At 66.6% G+C, this 19,788-nt stretch carries 18 protein-coding genes; 9 read left to right on the top strand and 9 right to left on the bottom strand.

Annotation, left to right across the window (positions count from 1 at the left end; genetic code table 11):
• Positions 1–8: 8 nt before the first annotated feature.
• Both G372_RS0112435 and G372_RS0112430 read right to left on the bottom strand, forming a co-directional pair.
• Positions 9–1,439 (bottom strand): mannose-1-phosphate guanylyltransferase/mannose-6-phosphate isomerase, encoded by a 1,431-nt coding sequence (locus G372_RS0112435; RefSeq protein WP_019624305.1) that lies wholly within the window; start codon positions 1,437–1,439, stop codon positions 9–11.
• Between the two features lie 5 nt (positions 1,440–1,444).
• The gene (locus G372_RS0112430) at positions 1,445–2,788 is read right to left on the bottom strand and encodes a phosphohexomutase domain-containing protein (protein WP_019624306.1); all 1,344 of its coding nucleotides are present in this window, start codon (positions 2,786–2,788) and stop codon (positions 1,445–1,447) included.
• Positions 2,789–2,970: 182 nt separating this feature from the next.
• Between G372_RS0112430 and G372_RS0112425 the strand changes: the two genes are divergently transcribed.
• On the top strand, positions 2,971–3,732 hold the full coding sequence (locus G372_RS0112425) for a class I SAM-dependent methyltransferase (protein WP_026279020.1): 762 nt from the start codon (positions 2,971–2,973) through the stop codon (positions 3,730–3,732).
• 151 nt (positions 3,733–3,883) lie between these two features.
• On the opposite strand, the gene G372_RS0112420 is transcribed toward G372_RS0112425, so the two are convergent.
• Genes G372_RS0112420 through G372_RS0112410 form a run of 3 tightly spaced genes read right to left on the bottom strand, consistent with a single transcriptional unit; the run spans position 3,884 to position 6,154 of the window.
• Positions 3,884–4,276, bottom strand: a complete 393-nt coding sequence (locus tag G372_RS0112420) for a CBS domain-containing protein (protein WP_018864412.1) — start codon at positions 4,274–4,276, stop codon at positions 3,884–3,886.
• A 13-nt stretch (positions 4,277–4,289) separates the two neighbouring features.
• Entirely contained in the window at positions 4,290–4,637 is a 348-nt protein-coding gene (locus tag G372_RS0112415; RefSeq protein WP_018864413.1) for a P-II family nitrogen regulator, read from the bottom strand.
• Positions 4,634–6,154 carry a DUF1538 domain-containing protein gene (locus G372_RS0112410; RefSeq protein WP_019624307.1) on the bottom strand — a complete coding sequence of 507 codons (1,521 nt, stop codon included), beginning with the start codon at positions 6,152–6,154 and terminating at the stop codon, positions 4,634–4,636. Before G372_RS0112410 ends, G372_RS0112415 begins: the two co-directional genes overlap by 4 nt.
• A gap of 60 nt (positions 6,155–6,214) precedes the next feature.
• On the opposite strand from G372_RS0112410, the gene G372_RS0112405 reads away from it, so the two are divergent.
• Positions 6,215–6,919, top strand: coding sequence for an SDR family NAD(P)-dependent oxidoreductase (locus G372_RS0112405; protein WP_018864415.1), 705 nt, complete (start codon positions 6,215–6,217; stop codon positions 6,917–6,919).
• Positions 6,920–7,011: 92 nt separating this feature from the next.
• Complete coding sequence (locus G372_RS0112400; protein ID WP_019624308.1) at positions 7,012–7,665, top strand: OmpW/AlkL family protein; 654 nt, start codon at positions 7,012–7,014, stop codon at positions 7,663–7,665.
• A 6-nt stretch (positions 7,666–7,671) separates the two neighbouring features.
• Here the strand turns inward: G372_RS0112400 and G372_RS0112395 are convergent, their stop codons facing one another.
• The 3 genes from G372_RS0112395 to G372_RS0112385 are packed head-to-tail and all read right to left on the bottom strand — an operon-like array spanning position 7,672 to position 11,199.
• Positions 7,672–8,091, bottom strand: a complete 420-nt coding sequence (locus G372_RS0112395; RefSeq protein WP_019624309.1) for an HIT domain-containing protein — start codon at positions 8,089–8,091, stop codon at positions 7,672–7,674.
• Positions 8,088–10,064 carry a M1 family metallopeptidase gene (locus G372_RS0112390; protein WP_019624310.1) on the bottom strand — a complete coding sequence of 659 codons (1,977 nt, stop codon included), beginning with the start codon at positions 10,062–10,064 and terminating at the stop codon, positions 8,088–8,090. The genes G372_RS0112395 and G372_RS0112390 overlap by 4 nt, the downstream gene beginning before the upstream one ends.
• A 13-nt stretch (positions 10,065–10,077) precedes the next feature.
• Positions 10,078–11,199, bottom strand: a complete 1,122-nt coding sequence (locus G372_RS0112385; RefSeq protein WP_019624311.1) for a ChaN family lipoprotein — start codon at positions 11,197–11,199, stop codon at positions 10,078–10,080.
• Positions 11,200–11,331: 132 nt separating this feature from the next.
• Here G372_RS0112385 and G372_RS0112380 point away from each other — a divergent pair, with 132 nt between their 5' ends.
• Both G372_RS0112380 and G372_RS0112375 read left to right on the top strand, forming a co-directional pair.
• The gene (locus G372_RS0112380) at positions 11,332–12,120 is read left to right on the top strand and encodes an FkbM family methyltransferase (protein ID WP_019624312.1); all 789 of its coding nucleotides are present in this window, start codon (positions 11,332–11,334) and stop codon (positions 12,118–12,120) included.
• A 32-nt stretch (positions 12,121–12,152) separates the two neighbouring features.
• Positions 12,153–12,956 carry a creatininase family protein gene (locus G372_RS0112375; RefSeq protein WP_019624313.1) on the top strand — a complete coding sequence of 268 codons (804 nt, stop codon included), beginning with the start codon at positions 12,153–12,155 and terminating at the stop codon, positions 12,954–12,956.
• 9 nt (positions 12,957–12,965) lie between these two features.
• Here the strand turns inward: G372_RS0112375 and G372_RS0112370 are convergent, their stop codons facing one another.
• Positions 12,966–14,357: a leucyl aminopeptidase family protein gene (locus G372_RS0112370; RefSeq protein ID WP_019624314.1), complete on the bottom strand. Its 1,392-nt coding sequence runs from the start codon at positions 14,355–14,357 to the stop codon at positions 12,966–12,968.
• An 88-nt stretch (positions 14,358–14,445) separates the two neighbouring features.
• Between G372_RS0112370 and G372_RS0112365 the strand changes: the two genes are divergently transcribed.
• From G372_RS0112365 to mnmC2, 4 genes are all read left to right on the top strand, one after another.
• Positions 14,446–15,423: an ABC transporter ATP-binding protein gene (locus G372_RS0112365; RefSeq protein WP_019624315.1), complete on the top strand. Its 978-nt coding sequence runs from the start codon at positions 14,446–14,448 to the stop codon at positions 15,421–15,423.
• Complete coding sequence (locus G372_RS0112360; protein ID WP_018864424.1) at positions 15,420–16,202, top strand: ABC transporter permease; 783 nt, start codon at positions 15,420–15,422, stop codon at positions 16,200–16,202. The genes G372_RS0112365 and G372_RS0112360 overlap by 4 nt, the downstream gene beginning before the upstream one ends.
• Before the next feature lie 111 nt (positions 16,203–16,313).
• Entirely contained in the window at positions 16,314–17,837 is a 1,524-nt protein-coding gene (locus tag G372_RS0112355; protein WP_425274056.1) for a peptidoglycan DD-metalloendopeptidase family protein, read from the top strand.
• Between the two features lie 47 nt (positions 17,838–17,884).
• Complete coding sequence (gene mnmC2 / locus G372_RS0112350) at positions 17,885–19,738, top strand: tRNA (5-methylaminomethyl-2-thiouridine)(34)-methyltransferase MnmC2 (RefSeq protein ID WP_019624317.1); 1,854 nt, start codon at positions 17,885–17,887, stop codon at positions 19,736–19,738.
• Positions 19,739–19,788: the final 50 nt, after the last annotated feature.

Here is a 19,788-nt window from a genome sequence, read left to right as displayed (position 1 = left end):
GGCGGTATTCAGACGCGACCGTAGAGGTCCTCCAGCCGCACGATGTCGTCCTCGCCCAGATAGCTGCCGGACTGGATCTCGATCAGCTCCAGCGGGATCGAACCCGGGTTCTCCAGCGAATGGATCTGCCCGATCGGCACATAGGTGGACTGGTTCTCCGTCACCAGATAGGTCTCTTCGCCGTTGCGCACCCGCGCGGTGCCGCTGACGACCACCCAGTGCTCCGCGCGATGGTGATGCATCTGCAGCGAGAGCTTCGCCCCGGGTTTTACGGTAATGCGCTTGACCTGGTAGCGCCGCCCGACGTCGACGCACTCGTAGCAGCCCCAGGGGCGGTACACCGCCGGGTGGTCCACATGCTCGCTGCGGTTGTCCGACTTCAGCCGTTCGACGATGCGCTTGACGTCCTGTACACGCTCGCGATCCGCCACCAGCACTGCATCGCGGGTGGCGACTACCGCCAGGTTGCGCAACCCGATCCCGGCGACCAGCAGGCCATCGGCATCGACCACGCAGCCCTCGCTGTCCTCCAGCAGACAATCGCCGCGCAGGGTGTTGCCCTGCTCGTCGGTGCCGCGCACCCCGGCCAGCGCGGCCCAGGAGCCGATATCGCTCCAGCCGGCAGCCAGGGGCGTGACCGCCGCGCGGTCGGTGCGTTCCATCACGGCGTAGTCCACCGAGATATTCGGTGCCCGGGCGAAGGCCTCCGGGTCCACGCGCAGGAAATCGAGGTCCTCGCGCGCCCCCTCCAGTGCCGCCTGACAGGCCGTGACGATCTCGGGCTCGAAGCGCTCCAGCTCCTGCAGATACTGCGAGGCACGGAACACAAACATGCCGCTGTTCCAGAGATACTCCCCGTGTCTCAGGTACTCGCGGGCGGTGGCGGCATCGGGCTTTTCGACAAAACGGGCGACCCGCGCACCGGCCTCGCCCAGCGACTCGCCCTGCTGGATGTAGCCGTAGCCGGTTTCGGGCGTCACGGGCACGATGCCGAACGTGACCAGATAGCCGGCCTCCGCCAGCGCCACCGCGCGGCCCACAGCAGCCTTGAAGGCATCGGCATCCCCGATGTGGTGATCCGCGGCCAGGACCAGCAGCAGCGGATCGCGCCCCTCGGCCCGGGCCTGCAGCGCCGCCAGGGCAATCGCCGGGGCCGTGTTGCGCCCCTGCGGCTCCAGCAGGATGCGCGCCTGCTCGATGCCGATCGCGCGCAGCTGCTCGGCGGCCAGAAAGCGGTGGTCCACGTTGGCCAACACCAGCGGTGGGCCGGCATGCAGACCCTCCAGGCGCGCGACGGTTTGCTGCAGCAGCGTCTGGTCGCCGGTCAGGGGCAGGAACTGCTTGGGATAGTGGCTGCGCGACACCGGCCACAGCCGAGTACCGGTCCCGCCGGCCAGGATCACCGGTTGCAGCTGGTTCTGGATATCGGCAAGCGCCATCGTTGTTATCCCCGTATCAGGCGGGAAAGCTCTTCCACGCGACGCTCCAGCAAGGCCGGATCGGCGCGGGTCTCGACATTCAGCCGCAACAGCGGCTCGGTATTGGAGCTGCGCAGGTTGAAGCGCCAGTCCGGAAACTCGAGGCTGACCCCGTCGGTGCGATCTTCCACAGCCCCCTGCCCCTCCAAGTACTTCAGCACGCGATCGGTAGCGGCTGCGACATCCTCGACCTCGAAGTTGAGCTCGCCACTACAGGGGTAACGCGCGACGCGCTCGGCGACCATTTCGCCCAATGCCTGACCACGGCGCCCCATCAACTCGGCGACCCGTAGCCAGGGCAGCATCCCGCTATCGCAGTAGTAAAAATCGCGGAAGTAGTGGTGGGCGCTCATCTCGCCGCCGTAGATGGCATCCTCATGGCGCAGGCGCTCCTTCATGAACGCGTGTCCGGTCTTTGACTGGATGGGCTCGCCCCCGGCGGCCCGCACCATCTCGATGGTGTTCCAGGTCAGGCGCGGGTCATGGACGATCCGTTCGTCCGGATGTCCTTCCAGACAGGCCTGTGCCAACAGCCCCACGATGTAGTAGCCCTCGATGAAATCTCCCGCCGCATCGAAGAAGAAGCAGCGATCGAAGTCGCCGTCCCAGGCCACGCCCAGATCCGCGCCATGTAGCCGCACGGCATCGGCCGTCGCCGCGCGGTTTTGTGGCAACAGCGGGTTGGGGATGCCATTGGGGAAATGCCCGTCCGGTTCGAAGTTCACCCGAATCAGCTCGAACGGCAGATGCGGCTCCAGCGCCTCGAGGACGGGGCCCGCCCCGCCATTGCCCGGGTTCACGACGACGCGCAGCTTCGGCAAGGCCTCGCGGTCGACCGAAGCCAGCACCCGGGCGATATAGTCCGGCCGATGGTCCAACGGATGAATCTGGCCCTGGGGCATGGGGCGAAAGTCGCCCCGCTCGGCGCATGCCCGGATCGCCTGCAACCCGGAGTCGCCGCTGATCGGGCGCGCCTCGTCACGGACGAGCTTCAAGCCGTTGTAGTCCAGCGGATTGTGGCTGGCGGTGACCATCACCCCGCCGCCGGCCCCGTAGTGCGCGGTTGCAAAGTAGACCTCCTCGGTGCCGCACAGGCCGATGTCCGCGACATCGCTGCCCCCGGCCGTCAATCCTTCCATCAGGGCCTGGGCCAGTTCCGGGCTGGACAGGCGGATGTCGTGCCCCACCACCGTTCGGCCGGGGCGGACCTCTTCGGCAAAGGCGCGTCCGATGGCGTGCACCACCGCGGGGTTAAGTTGATCCGGCACGCGGCCGCGAATGTCATACGCCTTGAAGCACTCGATCTTCATGCAGTTCCCTTCCGGCCCCCTCCGACTGCCGGCCCGCCGGCAGCTCGCACTCCTTTCTCTTCATGATACATAGCAGACCCGCGACATGGCGCGACGCCGGTTACAGCAATGAAAATGTTCATACTTGACGCTAGCGCCTCATGACCCCGACCATGGTGGGTTTATCCAACGAGGAGAAGTCGATGAGTGAGCCGCAAGTGAAGACCGAGGAGAAGAAACAGCATTTCGACGATATCTACGTCGCCGAGACCCCGGTGCCGTTCAAGGAGCGCATCATCGACGCGCTCGATTACATCTCCGACGACTTCAACCGGCAAACCTTCGACCGGCTGATCCTGCCCTGGGCGCAGCAACAGGCCGACGCAGGCAAGACCCTGAACTACGTCGACCTGTGCTGCTGCTTTGGCAACACCACCATGGCGGCCGTGCACGGCATGGATGTCCAGGCGATCCGCGCCAACTGGGCCGACGAGCAGGCCTGCAAGACGGTCGCCGCCCCGCGCCGCCTGCCGATGAAGACGACCGGGATCGACATCTCCGGCAACGCCCTGGCCTACGGCAAGAGCGCGGGTCTGTTCGACCAGACCTTCGAGGCCGACCTGAACCAGGCGGATGCCGACACCCGCAACGCGATCGAGCAGTCGATGGAAGAGGCGGACATCGTCATCTCCACCGCTTCGCTGGTCTATCTGGACCCGCCGGCTATCGAGAGCCTGGTGGATGCCTTCGCACGGGGCAAGGGCGAAGGCTACATGCTGGTGAATTTTCTCAACCCCTTCGCACTGGAAAAAGCGGACGCCACCAAGCGCCTGTTGCTGAGTCGTCTGGACTTTGTCGGCAGTACCGCGACCCGTCACCGTCGCCTGTCGCCGCTGGAGCAGGAAAACTATCCCGGCGAGGAATGGGCCCTGCTGGAAATCTGGGTGCTGCGCCGTCGCGGCTAAGCCGTTGCCGGCGCCTCGGCGCACGCATGGAAAAGGCCGGCGAATGCCGGCCTTTTTTGTGTCTCCGTAAGTGGCCACGGAGTTTCTTGTAAATGATTGACTTATTGGGAGACGACCGCCTGCCCGTCCCGACACCGGGCAGTGCCGAGGTTCATTCCATATCCGCCATCTCGAGGATCGAACCCACGATATCGCTGGTGGTGACGATTCCCTCCAGGGTATTGCCGCGCAGCACCACCAGCCGCCGGATGCCCTGGGTCACCATCAGCCGGGCCACATACTTGACGTCCATCTCCGCCGGCACCGTAATCACCGGCTTGGCGCAGACGTCGTAGACATTGGAGAGGTCGATATCGCCCTCTTCGGCCACAATCGTCTTGAGAATGGTCGTGTAGGTGATGATCCCGTAGGCATCGTGCTCGTGCTGCTTGTCCACCACCAGGGACTTCACCTTGTGCTGCCGCATCAGCTGCATCGCCTCGCGCAAGGGCGCGAGCGGCGACACGGTAATCACGTCGGACTTCAGGATCTCGCTCACCAGCATGGTCTTGTGCTCCTCAGATTTCTTCCTTCACGTGTTCCTGGAACTGCTCGATCTGCTTGCGCCCGATCCCGGCCAGATGCGCGATATCCACCGTAAACGCCACCCCGCGCGGATCTCCTTCGAGTTCCAGCTCCTGGCTGACGGCCTTGAGCACGTTAAGCGCCACTTTCTTCTCCAGCACCCACATCAGCACGGACTGGCTGCCCTCGTAGGTCATGCCCAGAAACGTCTTGCGCGCCTCCGCGCCAATACCACGGGCATCCATGATGGTGACACCCCCGGCGCCCGCCGCCTTGGCCGTCTCGATGGCCCGCGGTTCCATGTCGTCCGGGAGCACGGCGATCAGTGCCGAAAATCTCATGTCGAGTCCTCCTGTTGTGCGCGATCCCTGCCGGTCCAACGCTCGTAGATATCCACCACGATGGCGTAGACCATCACGGTGACGATGGGGAAGATCGAGGCAAAGGCGATCAGGCCAAAGCCGTCGATCAGGACATTGCGGTCTTCCAGATGGGTGGCCAGGCCGATGCCAAGGGCCGTGACCAGGGGCACGGTCACCTCCGAGGTCGTCACCCCGCCCAGGTCAAAGGCCAGTGCCACGATCTGCTTGGGCGCGAGGATCGTCAGCACGATCACCAGCAGGTAACCGGCCATGATGTACTGGTGGATGGAGTCTCCCGCCAGGATGCGGTGCACCCCGATGGTGATGCCGATCGCCACGCCCAGCGCGACCAAGATGCGGATCACATTGCCACGTAATGAACCGCGCGCCGCCTCCTCGGCCTTCTGGCCGATCGCGATCAGGGCGGGTTCGGCCATCGTGGTCGCGAAGCCGATGGAGAAGGCGAACAGGTAGACCCACAGGAACAGCTCGTTGGCGATCAGCTGCTCGGCCATGCTCTCGCCGATCGGGAACAGCCCCATCTTGAGTCCGACCACAAAGGCGTACAGGCCCAGCACCACCAGCACGAAGCCGAAGATCACGCGCGGCAGGTACGGGATGCGCTTGCGCAGCACGAAGTACTGGAACACGACGATCACCGCGATGATCGGCGCCACGTCGCGCAGCATCAGCAGCAGGTCCATCCCCATCGCGGAGAGCCAGTGGCGCTCGCCCGCGCCCGGCAGGTCCGTGTCCGCGTCCATCGCCGCGGTCTCGCCGTTGCCCGGGGCATCGACCTCGGCGCCGGCAAACACGATGATCCCGTACAGCTGCACCGTAATCATCGGGACCATCACGGCCAGCGCCACCAGGCCAAAGCCGTCGCGCAGCGGGTTGCGCCCGCTGATCGAGGCCGCCAGGCCCAGGCCCAGCGCCGCCACCAGCGGCACGGTCACGATATTCGTGGTCACCCCACCCGAGTCGTAGGCCAGGCCGACGATCTCCTCGGGGGCAAAGAAGGTCACCAGCACCACCAGCACGTAGCCCGTCAGGATGTACCAGTGCAGCGGATGGCCCATGATCGTGCGCAGGATGCCCAGCGCGACCACGGCACCCACCGACAGTGCAACAATCAGCCGCAGGATCAGGCCTTCGATCCGTCCCTCGCTGATCAGCTCCGCCTGTTCCGCCACCGCGATCAGCGCCGGTTCCGCGATCACGGTGGCAAACCCGAGGGTAAAGCCGAACGCCATCAGCAACAGCAGCGAGCCACGTCGAGCGAGCGCGTTCGACAGGTTCTTGCCGATGGGGAAAATCCCCATCTCCAGGCCCTGAAGGAACAGCGCAACACCAAAGACCACGATGGTCAGCCCGACCACCATGGACAGCAGGCCATCCGGCACCGTGCGCAGCACCAGCGCCTGGAACACCGCGACCACGATCACGATGGGCGCAAGATTGCGCGCCGCATGGCCCAGCGTGTGGAGAAAGTTCATGCGCTCCCTTGCCGAGGCATGGCCCCGGAATCAATTCGCCGCGCCGCGGTCGCAGGCAGTATGGAATCCCTGCAGATACCCTATCGCGCCGTGGTCGTCGGTGCCACGGGCGGGCTCGGCGCCGCGTTCGTCGAACACCTGGAGAACGACCCGAACTGCGAACGCGTAGTGGGACTGAGCCGCCACAGCGAACCACCCGTCGATCTCCTCGACGAAGCCAGCATCGAACGCGCAGCTGCCTGGCTCCGCGAGCAGGCCCAGGAGTGGGACCTGGTCCTGGACGCCACCGGCATCCTGACCCTCGACGGCCACGGGCCGGAGAAGCGCTTGCGCGACCTGGACCCGGCGATTATGGCGCGCTCATTTGCCATCAACGCCATCGGCCCGGCCCTGCTGTTCAAACACCTCGCGCCTTTGTTGCCGCGTCAGCGCAAGGGCATCCTCGCCACGCTGTCGGCCCGCGTCGGCTCCATCGAGGACAATCAGCTGGGCGGCTGGGTGAGCTACCGCGCCTCCAAGGCCGCGCTGAACCAGATCGTCCGCACGATGGCGCTGGAGCTGCGCTTCAGCCATCGCCAGGCCGCAGTGATCGCCCTGCAGCCCGGGACCTGTGCAACCCGTCTGTCGGAGCCCTATCGGGCCCGTGCCTCCGAAGTGCTGGAGCCCGAGTACGCCACCGGCGAACTCCTGAAGGTGCTGGATCGTCTGGACGCGTCGGATTCCGGGAGTTTCTACGACTTCGAGGGCCAGCGGCTGCCGTTCTGAAAACCGTTGCCACGCATGATCTGCATCAACAAGTGCTAATGCGAGGCGGGCAATAGTACCTCCGAACCATCACATTGTCGGAGGAACCGAACATGCGCCGTACCCTGACCTTCCGTGCCCTTGCCCTGGCCGGCCTGCTGGCCCCCGCTGCCCTGATCCCGGCCCATGCGACCGCTGCCAGCGCGGATGTCTCCGCCGGTGACTGGCTGCTGCGCGGCGGCCTGACCTACATCTCGCCGAAGTCCGACAACGGCGACCTGGATGTCGGTGGCACCGACGTCGGCGTGGACGTGGGCTCGAGCACCCGCCCGACCGGCACCGTCACCTACATGTTTACCGACAACCTCGGCATGGAGCTGCTGGTCGGGATCCCGTTCAAGCACGACATCTCGCTCGAGGGCGACCGCGTGGGATACACCCGTCTCCTGCCGCCGACCCTGAGCCTGCAGTATCACTTCAACACCGGTACCGCCTTCCGTCCGTACCTCGGCGCCGGGGTGAACTACACCCATTTCTTCGACGAGAGCACACGTGGCGCCCTGGACGGCACCAAGATGCGCCTCAGCGACTCTTGGGGTGCCGCCGTGCAGGCTGGGATCGACATGGCCATCGACGACAACTGGTTCGTCAATGCCGAGGTGCGCTGGATCGATATCGAAAGCACCGTGCGCGTTGAAGGTGAACGGCTCGGCACCGTCGAGATCGACCCCTGGAGCTTCGGGATGAACGTCGGCTACCGCTTCTAAACCGGCCTAACCGAGTCCTTCTACGAGGCCGAGGACCCGCTGTATGCGGACCTCGGCCTCGTGCTTTTCCAGGCCCCGCTCGGCGGGGACACCCCAGACCGGGCCCGGCCAGGCCGGGTCGCCCGGCTGGCGGGCGACATGGTGCAGGTGCAGCTGCCCGACGATGTTGCCGAGTTTGGCCACATTCAGCGTCTCCGGCTCGAAGGCCGCCTGCATCGCCCGCGCCAGGGCCGTGGACTCCCGGGCGAGCATCGCCGCATCGTCGGCACCAAGATCATGCAACTCGCGCAGGCCTGGGCGACGCGGCACCAGGATGAACCACGGGATCGCCGCATGATCCATCAGCAGCAGCGTCGACAGGGGCCAGTCGGCGGCAAACCAGGTATCCGCGCGCAGCCGCCCGTCCAGTTCGAACGCTTCGTTCATTGCAGTTCCTGCCAGATGCCCGGCGTGGCCCAGTGCCCGGTGCTGCGCTCGTCCCCTTCCAGCAATACATAGCTGTAATGCGCCCGGTGGCGCAGCTCGCCCGCCAGCGCGCGGCGTTGCTGCGCGTCCGGGCCCGCAATCACGATCACATCCTCGCCGGGCAGGGCCCAGGCGGCAGCGTCCGGGGACTCGGGCAGATCGCTGTCGATCGCCACCGGCGATTCCGGCCAGTCGCGGGCGCGCAGCCAGTTGCGCACCGAGTCCGGATCGCCCAGCACGATGCGGGTACCCTCCACGTTCTGGGTCTGCTCGGGTGCGCGCCCCAGCCAGGGCGCCACCTCGACCGGCCGCGCCGAACCCAGCGCGATCACCTGTGTATCCGGGTCCAGTGCGGCGCGGCGCAGGATCGCCGGCGATTCGTCTTCGGCCAGATGGCGAAACAGCCGCCAGTCCGGATCTGCGGCAGCGCGCAGCGGCTTGGCATCCAGCTCCACTTCAAACGACTTGTCGCTCTCGGACAGCGTTAGCCAGAACGTCTCCGCCCCCTGTTCAGTCTCGACCACAAGCGGTACACGCAGATCCCAGGGTTCGTCATCGCCGGACTGACGCAACGTGCCCGACAGCGTCCACCCATCCGCCTCCTGCTCGACCGCGAGATCGGCCAGCTCGAGCGCCGGGGCCCCGCGGCGCTCGATCCACTGGCGGAAGAACGGCTCCAGATCCTCGTCGGTGGCGGAATCGAAGGCCACAATCAGCGCTTCCCAGTCGGCCTCGCGTCCCTTCCACTCGTCGTAGAGCGTGCGGGCACCCTCCAGAAACGCCTCGCGCCCGATCCAGTCCTCCAGCATCCGCCAGATCATCGCGCCCCGGTGGTACCCGGCGATGCGCAGCGCGCCCTGGTTGCCGCCCCGGTACTCGCCATGGGCGCGATCCTCTTCTGCCGGGAGCGCGGCGTAGTCGCGCAGCCACTGGCCCCGCTCCTCGCGCCCCTCGCCCGCCTCGCGCTTGAACTGGTAGTCCGCCATGTAGGTGGTCAGCCCCTCCGACCAGTTACCGCCGGATCGATCGACATACACACCCGTTCCCCACCACATGTGCAGGACCTCGTGGCCCAGCGAGGTATGCGGGATAAAGGGAAGCGGGATCACCTGTTCGCCCAACAGCGTAAAACCGGAGAACGCCAGCCCGACCGGCTGCGGCGACGCCGCCACGGTGAGACTGCTGTACGGATAGGGCCCGATCTCGGATTCGAAGCGCTCGATGTACTCGGCGGTCTTCTCGCGGTAGGTCTCGCCGAAGGCCTCGTGAAGCGACCGCGGGAACAGGGTGCGCACCTCCCAGCCGTCACCCTCGATCACGCCCGACTCCCAGATGCCGGAGGCAAGCGCCAGACTGCGCGCGGCCGGGTGTTCGTAACGGGCCCAGTAGCGATCCCCTTCATCGCCTTCGTCCACCAGCGAGCCCGACACGGCGGCCTTCTGGCCATCTTTCACCAGCAGGTGAATCCGCATGGGCACGGGCTCGTCCTCCAGCGCGGGATACCAGCCCGCCCCGGCTGGCAGAAACCCGGCCTCCTCGCCCAGGAAACCCGAGCCCGGACGCGCCTGGTCAGGCCGTGACAACCTCGCCCCATACTCGACGATCAGGAGGCCGGAACCCCGCTCCGCCGGGGCATCGCCCAGCTCCAGCCACCCCGAATCGGTCAGCTCGTATTCGATGGAGTCGCCATCCAGCGTGACCGCATCGACGCCCATGGCGGGATCGAGGCGCAACCGGCCCGGCGGATCCCGGTCCAGGGCCTCCAGATCCAGCGCCAGACGCCCGTCGAAGGTCGATTCCCCCGGGTGCAGTTGCACACTCAAGCCGAGCGGGAAGTCGGCGTCGGGCTCGGCGTAATCGTTGCCCGCCGCCGAAGCGGCCGAGACGCCCAGCGATGCCAGAAGGCCGATCGAGATCCACCACACCGTACGCATATCGCTCCCTCGATTACTCGCCGTACGGGAATCGGGCCACGCGTTCTTCGGCCTCGCCGTCGCGTTCGATCTCCAGGGGCAGCCAGGTGCCCGGTGTCACGCGCTGGACGATCCGTTGCAGATCCGACGGGCGCTCCACTGCCTGATCGCCAGCGCGGAGGACACGGTCGCCCCCCTCCAGGCCCGCCGCTTCGCCCACGGAGCCCGACTGCACACCCTGGATAATCACGCCGCGGCCCTCGTCACCCCTCAGCTGTACCCCGAGTAGCGGCGTTGCAAGGTCAAACCGGTCACCATCGGTAATCCCGAACACCGCTCGGGCCAGGTCCGGTTCGGCCGCGGAGCAGTCGTCCCGGTGCTCGCGAGGCAGCAGGACCGGGGCATCGTCAAAGCCCAGATCCGCCAGCTGATGCGGCACGCCGTGCCCGTACTGCAGGTGACCGGAACCGATGATCCCGACCACCAGCGGCGGCTCGTCCGAAGACCCCAGGACGTCGGCGATGCCGGCGGCCATCATCCGGTCCCAGACCAGCTGTGACCCGATGAACTGATCGGGGTCGCGTTCCATGCCCGCCGGATGGCGTTCCATCACCTCCACCAGATACTCGCGATAGCCCTCGGGCGGATCTGCCGGCTGGCTGACGCCATAACGCTCGTCTTCCGGCACCGCGTCCCAGCCTTCCTGTCCGAGCCGTTGCACCAGCGTGCGTTCGGCGTTCAGCGCCACCAGCGGGACATCATGTACACGGGCAAAATGCAGAATCGGCCAGTACAGCGCCGGATCGAAGCCCCAGTGGCTATACCAGTCGCTGTCGCGCAGGAACGCATCCGCGTCCAGCTCGCCGGACACCCACTCGTCCAGCACCGGCTGCACCGAGCGCGGCAGCATCTCGAGCCCGATCACCATATCCGGGCGCTGTCCGTGCAGGGCCGCCAGCGTCCCCAGCTGCCAGCGGTGGTGATCCATGCGATCGTGGCGCTCGCCCAGCAGCACGGCATCCGCCTGCGCCAGCTCGGCGAACAGCTCCGCCCGGTCCAGCTCATCACCGGCCGGCGTGGCCCACTGCCCCGGGGCCGGACAGGCTGCACTAGCCACACCGGGCAACACCGGCGCGGCCAGCATGGCGGCCAGCATTACGCCAATGCCACGCCGTCGGATTCCTCTGCTCTGCATGCCACTCTCCTGTCTGGGGCTCCATCCCCGGTGATAGACCTACTCTCGGACCCCATGATGGTCGCCACGTTCCGCGTCCGGTAGCCTGCCGGGATGGACACCCCCCGGGACACCGCCGCGCGCAACCGACTCCCGCAGCGTTTGCAGGGATGGCTAGGCGCCCTGCGCTCGATGGCGATCTACTGGCGACCCGGACGCCAGGCCGGCCTGCGCCGCCTCTACGCCGAATTCGTGCGGCCCGGTGATCTCGTGTTCGACATCGGTGCCCATATCGGGGACCGCACCCGCGCCTTCGCCGCGCTCGGGGCGCGCGTGATCGCGCTCGAGCCGCAGCCCCAGATCCTGCGGCTGCTGCGCAAGGCGACCTCCAGGCTCCCTGGCGTGCGTATTCGCCGCGAGGCCGTGGGACCGGAGAATGGTACCGCGCAACTGGAGGTCAGTCGCAGCACCCCGACCGTGTCCTCGGTCTCGCGACGCTTCACACGCGAGATCGCGAAACGCAATCGCAGCTTCCGCAAGGTGACCTGGGACGATCAGGTCGCCGTCCCGATGGTCACCCTGGACCAGCTGATTGCCGAACACGGCCTGCCGGCCTTCTGCAAGATCGACGTCGAGGGTCTGGAGGCCGAGGTCCTGCGCGGGCTCAGCCAGCCCGTCCCCGCGCTGTCGTTCGAGTTCGTGGCCGGCGCCGAAGAGGTCACCGAGGAATGCCTTTCACAACTGGCCGCCCTGGGCGACTACGAGTACAACCTGATCGTGGGTGAACAGCGCCGATTCCAGTTCCACACCTGGCAGACAGCGGAGGCCGTCCGCGCCTGGCTGGACCAGCATGTGGCGCGAGTGGGTTCCGGCGACATCTACGCCCGGCTGCGCGGGACTTGACCCGCGCCGTGCTCGCGGACAACGCTCCCTGAATGGACACCCGTACCCTGACCCGCTGGCAGGACCTGACCACCGAGGCCGTCGCCGACCATGCGCGTCGCGACGCGGTGGTGGTGCTGCCCCTGGCCGCGATCGAGCAGCATGGCCCCCACCTGCCGCTGGATACGGACCTCCGTATCGGCCTGGGCCTGCTGGACGCGGCGGCGGAAAGACTCCCGAATGATCTCGAGCCGCTGGTACTGCCGCCGATGGCGATCGCCACCAGCGCCGAACATACCCGTTTCGCCGGGACGCTGAGCCTGACGCCGGAAACGGCGCTGGCCGTGCTGCGCGAGATCGGGGGAGCCGTCGCACGCGCCGGCTTTCGCCGCCTGGTGCTGGCCAACAGTCACGGGGGCAACACCGCGATCATGGAGCTCGCCGCGCTGGATCTGCGCCAGCACCATGGACTGCTGGCCACCAAGCACCATTACTTCCTGCAACCCCTGCCGGACACCATCGAGATCCCCGAGCGCGAGCGCCGGCACGGCCTGCACGGCGGCCTGATCGAGACGGCGATGATGCGCGTGCTGGCACCCACGCTCGTCCGGATGGATCGCGCACAGGACGCCCGTTCGCTGGGCGAGGATCTCGAGGCTACGAGCCAGTGCCTCGGCCCCACCGGCGAGACCGCGTTCGCCTGGCTGGCGGATGATCTCCACCCAGACGGCGTCGTGGGGGCCGCGGACCGCGCCACGCCCGAGCTGGGACGGGCCCTGATCGACCACTACGCCGAAGGCCTCGCGCGCGCGATCACCGACACCGCCGCCTTCCCGATCGACCGCCTGGCCCGCTGAGGGACCCGCTTACCCGCTCTGGCTGGCGTAGCGCCCTTCCAGCGCCCCGTACAGAGCGCGCAGCCCCATCGCCTCGCCTCCCTTGGGCCGGCCCGGCCGCGCGCGCACGTTGAACGCCATGATGTCGAAGTGCAGCCAGGGCACGTCTTCCGGCACAAACTCCTTCAGGAACAGTCCCGCCGTGATCGCGCCGGCGTAGCCACCGGTCGAGCTGTTGACGATGTCGGCGACATCGCTGTCCAGCATGTAGCGATACGGGGCATGCAGCGGTAATGCGCAGACCGGGTCGTCCCAGGCCCTGGCCGGGGTTTCCAGTGCCTGCGCCCAGTCATCATCGCTGGCGAATACGGCGCTGATCTCCGTCCCCACCGCAACGCGCGCCGCGCCGGTCAGGGTGGCGAAGTCCACCAGCAGGTCCGGGTGGAAGCTGCCGGCCCGGTCCAGCAGATCGGCCAGTACCAGCCGCCCTTCCGCATCCGTATTGTCGATCTCGATCGTCTTGCCGTTGCGCGCGGTCAGCACGTCGCCGGGGCGGAACGCGCGCGAACCCACCGCGTTCTCCACCGCCCCGATCAGCACCGTCAACCGAACCGGCAGTTCCGTCGCCATGATCAGGCGGGCGAGCCCCAGCACGATCGCCGCCCCGCCCATGTCCTTTTTCATCTGGCGCATGGAGTTGCCCGGCTTCAGGTTCAGGCCACCGGAATCGAAACAGACGCCCTTGCCTACCAGCACCACGGATGGGGCATCCGCGGGGCCCCAGGTGAGCTCGATCACCCGCGCGCCATGCGCACTCGCCTCGCCCACCGCATACACGCAGGGGTACGACTTCTCCAGCGCATCGCTGTCGCTCACCACGTGCAGGCTGCAGCCAAAGGTCTCGGCCAGCTCGCGTGCGGTCAGGGCGAGATTCGCGGGCATCATGTCGGCGGCCGGGGTGTTGATCAGGTCCCGGGTCATGGCGATCGATTCGATGTAGGCGGCCACGCGTTTGCGGTCGACCGCCTCGGGCCAGACCAGCCGCGGTGCCGGCCGATCCTCCACCGCTCGGTAGCGATCGAAGCGGTAGCAGCCCAGGCCCCAACCGATCGCGGCCTGTTCCTGTGTCGCCGGGTCCAGTCCATCCGTGGCCAGGCGATAGTGCCCCGTGGCCAGGGTCTCGGCCGCCGCGGCCAGCATCCACAGGGGTGTATCGGCATCGAACCCCACCAGGACCGCCGCCAGCTGCCCATGATCGCCCGGCACGCGCAGGACCTGCCCGTCCTTGCCCTCGAAACGCCCCGCCTCGGCCCAGGCGCGCCAGGTCGGCGGGGCCGCCTCGAGACGGGCCTCCAGGGTATCGGCGGTGACGGGCACCAGATCGATGGCATCGTCGGCGGCTTCAACAAAGGCAGAATCCACGCGGCTTTCCTCCCGGTTCGGTCAAAACGGCCATAATAACGCCCGTTGGCCGCCCCGGCCGGCACACCCACCGTCACAGGATGTGAGCATGACACCAGCGCTGGAAATTCGCGGCCTGCGCAAGACCTACAAGAACGGATTCGAGGCCCTGAAGGGCATCGACCTGGAGGTGGCGCCCGGGAGTTTCTTCGCCCTGCTCGGACCCAACGGTGCCGGCAAGTCGACGACCATCGGCATCATCACCTCGCTGATCAACAAGACGGCCGGTGAGGTGCGCGTCTTCGGGCACGACCTCGACCGCGATCAACAGGCGGTGAAGCGCTCGATCGGCCTGGTGCCTCAGGAGTTCAATTTCAATAACTTCGAGCCCATCGGCGAGATCGTGGTGAACCAGGCGGGCTACTACGGCATCACGCGCCACGAGGCCTGGCGCCGCGCCGAGCACTACCTGCGCGAGCTGGGCCTGTGGGAGAAGCGCAAGGACATGGCCCGCACCCTGTCCGGCGGGATGAAACGGCGCCTGATGATCGCCCGCGCCCTGGTGCACGAGCCGCGTCTGCTGATCCTGGACGAGCCTACCGCCGGGGTGGACATTGAGCTGCGCCGCTCGATGTGGGAGTTCCTGCGGCGCATCAATACCGATGGTCGCAGCATCATCCTGACCACGCACTACCTGGAGGAGGCCGAGTCCCTCTGTCGCAACATCGCGATCATCGATGATGGCCAGATCATCGAAAACACCACGATGAAGCAGCTGCTCGCGAAGCTCGAGACCGAGACCATGGTGCTGGATCTCAGCGAGCCGGTATTGCAGCTGCCCCAGGACACCGAGATCCCGATCCGGCAGATCGACGAACTCACCCTCGAGGCGGACATCCAGCGGGGGCAGCACCTGAACGACCTCTTCCGCACCCTGGACCAGGCGGGGTTGAAGGTTCAGAGCATGCGCAACAAGGCCAATCGGCTGGAAGAGCTGTTCCTGCGGATGACACGCAACGAGCCGGAGCCGAGTCATCTCACCCCCGGCGCCGAAGGCGCAGCCGAGCAGCCGGAGAATCCGCAATGAGCGCGCGCCACCTGCACGACTACTGGGTCGCCTTTCGCACCATCGTGACCAAGGAGGTCCTGCGCTTCGCGCGCATCTGGGTCCAGACCATCCTGCCGCCGGTGATCACCACCGCCCTGTACTTCATCATCTTCGGGGGACTGATCGGCGAGCGCATCGGGGAGATGGACGGCTTTCGCTACATGGACTTCATCGTCCCCGGGCTGATCATGCTCGCGGTGATTACCAACAGTTATTCGAACGTGGTCTCGTCCTTTTTTGGCTCCAAGTTCCAGCGCCATATCGAGGAGATGCTGGTCTCGCCGATCCCCAACAGCGTGATCATCCTGGGCTTTGTGTTCGGGGGTGTGGCCCGCGGGCTCAGCGTCGGGGTGGCGGTCCTGCTGGTCTCGCTGTTCTTCAGCCCTCTGAGCATCCACAACGCGGGCGTGATGCTCGTCGTCGTCCTGCTCACCTCGATCCTGTTCGCACTGGCCGGGCTGATCAACGGCGTGTTCGCGCGCACCTTCGACGACATCGCGATCGTGCCCACCTTCGTGCTGACCCCCCTGACCTATCTTGGGGGGGTGTTCTATTCGGTCAGCCTGCTCCCGGAGTTCTGGCAGGGCGTGTCGATGCTCAACCCGATCCTCTACATGGTGGACGGGTTCCGCTACGGAAGCCTTGGTGCGAGCGACTTCCCGATTGCCGTTTCCTTTGCCGTAATCGGGCTCTTCATCGCAGTCCTGTACACCGCAGCACTGGTATTGTTGAAACGGGGTATCGGGATCCGGTCCTGATGCATCGTAATGACGCTTTCCTGCCCGCAAGCACCTGCAAAGTGGGCAAGAGGGGGTTTATTACCCGAAAAAACGTGGTATAAAGCGGAAACTTTTCAGGGTAGAGGCCATATGGGCGTCAAACGAAAGATTCCACCCGTCTTTCTTCTCGGCGCAGCCGGGCTCGCTGTAGCAATCAGCGCCAGTCTCCTTCTCGCTTCTCAACCCGCAGAAACCTCGCAGCCGCTCGACATTGCGGCGCTGCAGGCCGGGGCCAACGGCAAAATGACGCCGCAGGTACCCACCCTTTCCCCCGGTGAACACAATGGTCAGGCCGAGCGCCTCTCCCAACCGGGCGGATCGGCCACCGGCGAAGCCGCGGATTCGCACTTCGACGCCGAGGCCACCCGGGTCGCCTACGCAACCGACCTGATCAATGACTCCGGTTTCGACGACGAGACCGACTACCCGACCTCGTACGAGACCTTCGACCTCGATGAAGGCGAGGACCAGGTAGTCGACGAGGACCGTTCCGACTGGAACACCCATACACTGGAGCAGGGTGAACGCCTCACCAGCCTGTGGCACCGCGACTGGGACCTGCCGCTGGCGACCCTCTATCGCCTGCTCGACGATGACGACAACGCATCGATCCTCAACCGCATCCGTCCGGGACAGGAAATCGAATGGCAGGTTGACGACGAAGGCTATCTGACCCACCTGCGCCTGTGGACCGATCGCGCCAGCGGATACGAATGGGTCCGCGAGGACGAGGGCTGGGACTTCGAGCGGGCCGAGGTCGAAAATGGGCGCGAAGTCAGTCATATGGTGATCAGCGCCGAGATCGACGGCAACATCTCCGCCGCGCTCGCACAGCGTACCGACCTGTCGCCACGCGCCGCCAACGCCCTGGCGGTGCTGCTGGATCGCTATCTTCCGGTCCGCACGCATGCACGCAGTGGCGACGAGTTCACCCTGCTGCTCGAAATGGAAACCCTCGTCGGTGACGACACCCCGCACAACCTGCGCCTGCTCGCCTTTGACTACGAAGGCCAGCGCATCTCGGTACGCGCGGCCCGCAACTCCAACGGGCGCTTCTACACCCCGGACGGCGAGAGCCTGCTGCCGCCCTTCGATCGCCGGCCTTTCTCGGGCAATTACCGCATCAGCTCCGGCTTCGATCCGCGTCGCCGTCACCCGGTTACCGGCCGGGTCGCACCCCACTCCGGCACGGACTTCGCAATGCCGATTGGCACACCGGTGAAGGCGCCCGCCGATGGCCGCGTTACCCGGGTCGAGAATCATCCCTATGCCGGCCGCTTCATCGTAATCGAGCACGGCCAGGGCTATTCCACCCGTTACCTGCACCTGCACCGCCAGCTGGTCAGTGTGGGCGACACGGTGGAACGCGGCGATCGCATTGCCCTGTCCGGCAACACCGGACGCTCGACCGGGCCGCACCTGCACTACGAGATCCACGTGAACAACCAGCCGCGCGATCCGATGCGCGTGGAACTCCCGGAAAGCGAATCGCTCTCCGGCGAGGAACTGGAGAAATTCAAGGGCGTAAGCCAGACCCTGCTGGCACAACTCGACGAGAGCGAACGTAACACCCAGGTCGCGTTCACCCCCTACGATGACCTGGTGAGCCAGTAGTTCGCCAGCTGGAAAACAGCGCCCCGTGTCCCACGGGGCGTAGTTCGATGGTCCATCCCGCCCATTCGCCCACCATCCCCTGCGAGCCCCTTGCACAGGCGGAACTCGTCTGGCGCGACGGCCGTCCCTACGCACCGCAATACCAGGATGCCTACTTCGGCTCGGATGAACCCCAGGCTGAAGCCCGCGAGGTCTTCATCGACGCCAACAGACTCCCGCAGCGGTTTGCGGCCGGGGGGCGGATCGCGATCGGGGAAACGGGCTTCGGAACCGGCTTGAATGTACTGCTGACGCTGCAGCAGTGGCGGCGGCATGCCCCCGAGGGCGCCTTTCTCTCACTACTCAGCCTGGAAGCCCATCCCCTGTCTCCAGACGCCCTGCACGAGGTCCATCAACGGCTGGGGCTGGACGATGCCGACAGCCGGGCCCTGCGGGCACAGTACCCGCCGCCGGTCAGCGGTCTGCACCGGATCATATTTCCCGGCGCACAAGCAGTCCTCACGCTGGGGCTCGGAGACGCGGCCCCGCTGCTGGCGCAGATCCGCGGCGGCATCGATGCCTGGTTCCTCGACGGATTTGCCCCGCGCTCGAACCCGGGGCTGTGGAACACCGCGGTCTTTCGTCAGATCGCCCGGCTGTCACGCCCGGGCGCTACCTTTGGCACCTACACCGCCGCGGGTCAGGTGCGCCGCGACCTGGAGGCTGTTGGCTTCGAGGTCGAGCGCGCCCCAGGGCATGGCCACAAGCGGGAACGCCTGATCGGGCATTTGGCCGGGACATCGCCCCGCACGGACAACGCCCCCCGCATTGCGGTGGTCGGTGCAGGTGTCGCGGGCCTCGCCACCGCATTTGCACTGCAACATCGAGGCTGCAACGTGCGGGTATTCGACCCCGCCGGGGCCGGGGGCGGCGCATCGGGAAACCCCGCGGCCGTCCTGTTGCCGAACCCCCACCCCACCGATACCGAACTGAACCACCTGGCGCTGGCCGGCACGCGCTCGACTCGTGCACTGCTCGCCGAGGTCACCCGCCAAACACAGATCGACCCTGTGCTCGCGGAAGGGGTCTCCTTTCATGGGGTCAGCGCACATGCCCGCAAGCGAGTCCAGCGGCTTCAGCACGCGGGCCCGGAACACACCGGATTCTTGTTCGAGCGCAGGGGAGGGCCTGACTCGGGTCCGGAACCACGCCTCTACTACCCCCAGGGCTGCGGCCTCAATCTGGCCCGGTTTTGCTCCGGCATCGCTCAGCTGCTCCCTGCAATAGCGACAAGCAGAGTCACCGGCCTGAGTGCTACCGACGCGGGCCTGCACCTGGAGGCGGGCCCAACCGAGCCGCCCGAGGTATGGGATCACGTGATCCTCGCAACGGCGGCACCTGGTGGGCGCCCCCTGTGCCCCGAACTGGAACAGGTCTCCACCGTGGTGGGCCAGATGACCCGGATTCGCGCCCCGCTACCGGACTGGGGCGGAGAGGTCGCCACAGGTCGGGGTTACTGCATCCCTCTGGGCCCTGGCGAGGCATGGATTGGGGCCACATATCGGCATACACAACCGGCGCCATCCTCGAACCCTCCCCCCGACACGACGCCACAGACGCAAGACGACCAGCTCAACCTCGAACACCTTGCATGGGTCCCGGGGCTGCATGACCCGAGCCGGATCGAGATCCTGGAACGCTGGACCGGCATACGGGCCGTGGTGCGTGATCGCTTGCCGCTCCTCGGCCCCAGTCGCCGGGACGGCGGGAACCGCGTCTGGCTGAATGTGGCCCACGGCTCGCGCGGGCTGCTGTACGCACCCGTGGCGGCGGAACTTCTCGCCGATCGTCTGCTGGGCTTGCCGGAGCCGCTGCTGGACAGCACCGCAGCCCGCCTCGACCCGCAACGCCCCCTGGCCTAGTCCGTCTCACGGGGGGTCCGCCGGGATCCGGGGACCGGCACGCGGGAGGC

It is taken from the genome of Thioalkalivibrio thiocyanoxidans ARh2 (assembly GCF_000385215.1).
In the GTDB taxonomy this organism is placed as follows: Bacteria; Pseudomonadota; Gammaproteobacteria; order Ectothiorhodospirales; family Ectothiorhodospiraceae; genus Thioalkalivibrio; species Thioalkalivibrio thiocyanoxidans.
This window is presented reverse-complemented; position numbering and strand designations above follow the sequence as displayed.

Bases quoted from the DNA above. Each gene is read 5' to 3' on its own strand.
- G372_RS0112380 (WP_019624312.1), top strand. From the start codon at position 11,332: ATGGACACCCCCCGGGACACCGCCGCGCGCAACCGACTCCCGCAGCGT.
- G372_RS0112405 (WP_018864415.1), top strand. From the start codon at position 6,215: ATGGAATCCCTGCAGATACCCTATCGCGCCGTGGTCGTCGGTGCCACG.
- G372_RS0112430 (WP_019624306.1), bottom strand. From the start codon at position 2,788: ATGAAGATCGAGTGCTTCAAGGCGTATGACATTCGCGGCCGCGTGCCG.
- G372_RS0112425 (WP_026279020.1), top strand. From the start codon at position 2,971: ATGAGTGAGCCGCAAGTGAAGACCGAGGAGAAGAAACAGCATTTCGAC.
- mnmC2 (WP_019624317.1), top strand. From the start codon at position 17,885: ATGGTCCATCCCGCCCATTCGCCCACCATCCCCTGCGAGCCCCTTGCA.
- G372_RS0112385 (WP_019624311.1), bottom strand. From the start codon at position 11,199: ATGCTGGCCGCCATGCTGGCCGCGCCGGTGTTGCCCGGTGTGGCTAGT.
- G372_RS0112375 (WP_019624313.1), top strand. From the start codon at position 12,153: ATGGACACCCGTACCCTGACCCGCTGGCAGGACCTGACCACCGAGGCC.
- G372_RS0112360 (WP_018864424.1), top strand. From the start codon at position 15,420: ATGAGCGCGCGCCACCTGCACGACTACTGGGTCGCCTTTCGCACCATC.
- G372_RS0112365 (WP_019624315.1), top strand. From the start codon at position 14,446: ATGACACCAGCGCTGGAAATTCGCGGCCTGCGCAAGACCTACAAGAAC.
- G372_RS0112410 (WP_019624307.1), bottom strand. From the start codon at position 6,154: ATGAACTTTCTCCACACGCTGGGCCATGCGGCGCGCAATCTTGCGCCC.
- G372_RS0112420 (WP_018864412.1), bottom strand. From the start codon at position 4,276: ATGCTGGTGAGCGAGATCCTGAAGTCCGACGTGATTACCGTGTCGCCG.
- G372_RS0112395 (WP_019624309.1), bottom strand. From the start codon at position 8,091: ATGAACGAAGCGTTCGAACTGGACGGGCGGCTGCGCGCGGATACCTGG.
- G372_RS0112400 (WP_019624308.1), top strand. From the start codon at position 7,012: ATGCGCCGTACCCTGACCTTCCGTGCCCTTGCCCTGGCCGGCCTGCTG.
- G372_RS0112390 (WP_019624310.1), bottom strand. From the start codon at position 10,064: ATGCGTACGGTGTGGTGGATCTCGATCGGCCTTCTGGCATCGCTGGGC.
- G372_RS0112415 (WP_018864413.1), bottom strand. From the start codon at position 4,637: ATGAGATTTTCGGCACTGATCGCCGTGCTCCCGGACGACATGGAACCG.
- G372_RS0112435 (WP_019624305.1), bottom strand. From the start codon at position 1,439: ATGGCGCTTGCCGATATCCAGAACCAGCTGCAACCGGTGATCCTGGCC.
- G372_RS0112355 (WP_425274056.1), top strand. From the start codon at position 16,314: ATGGGCGTCAAACGAAAGATTCCACCCGTCTTTCTTCTCGGCGCAGCC.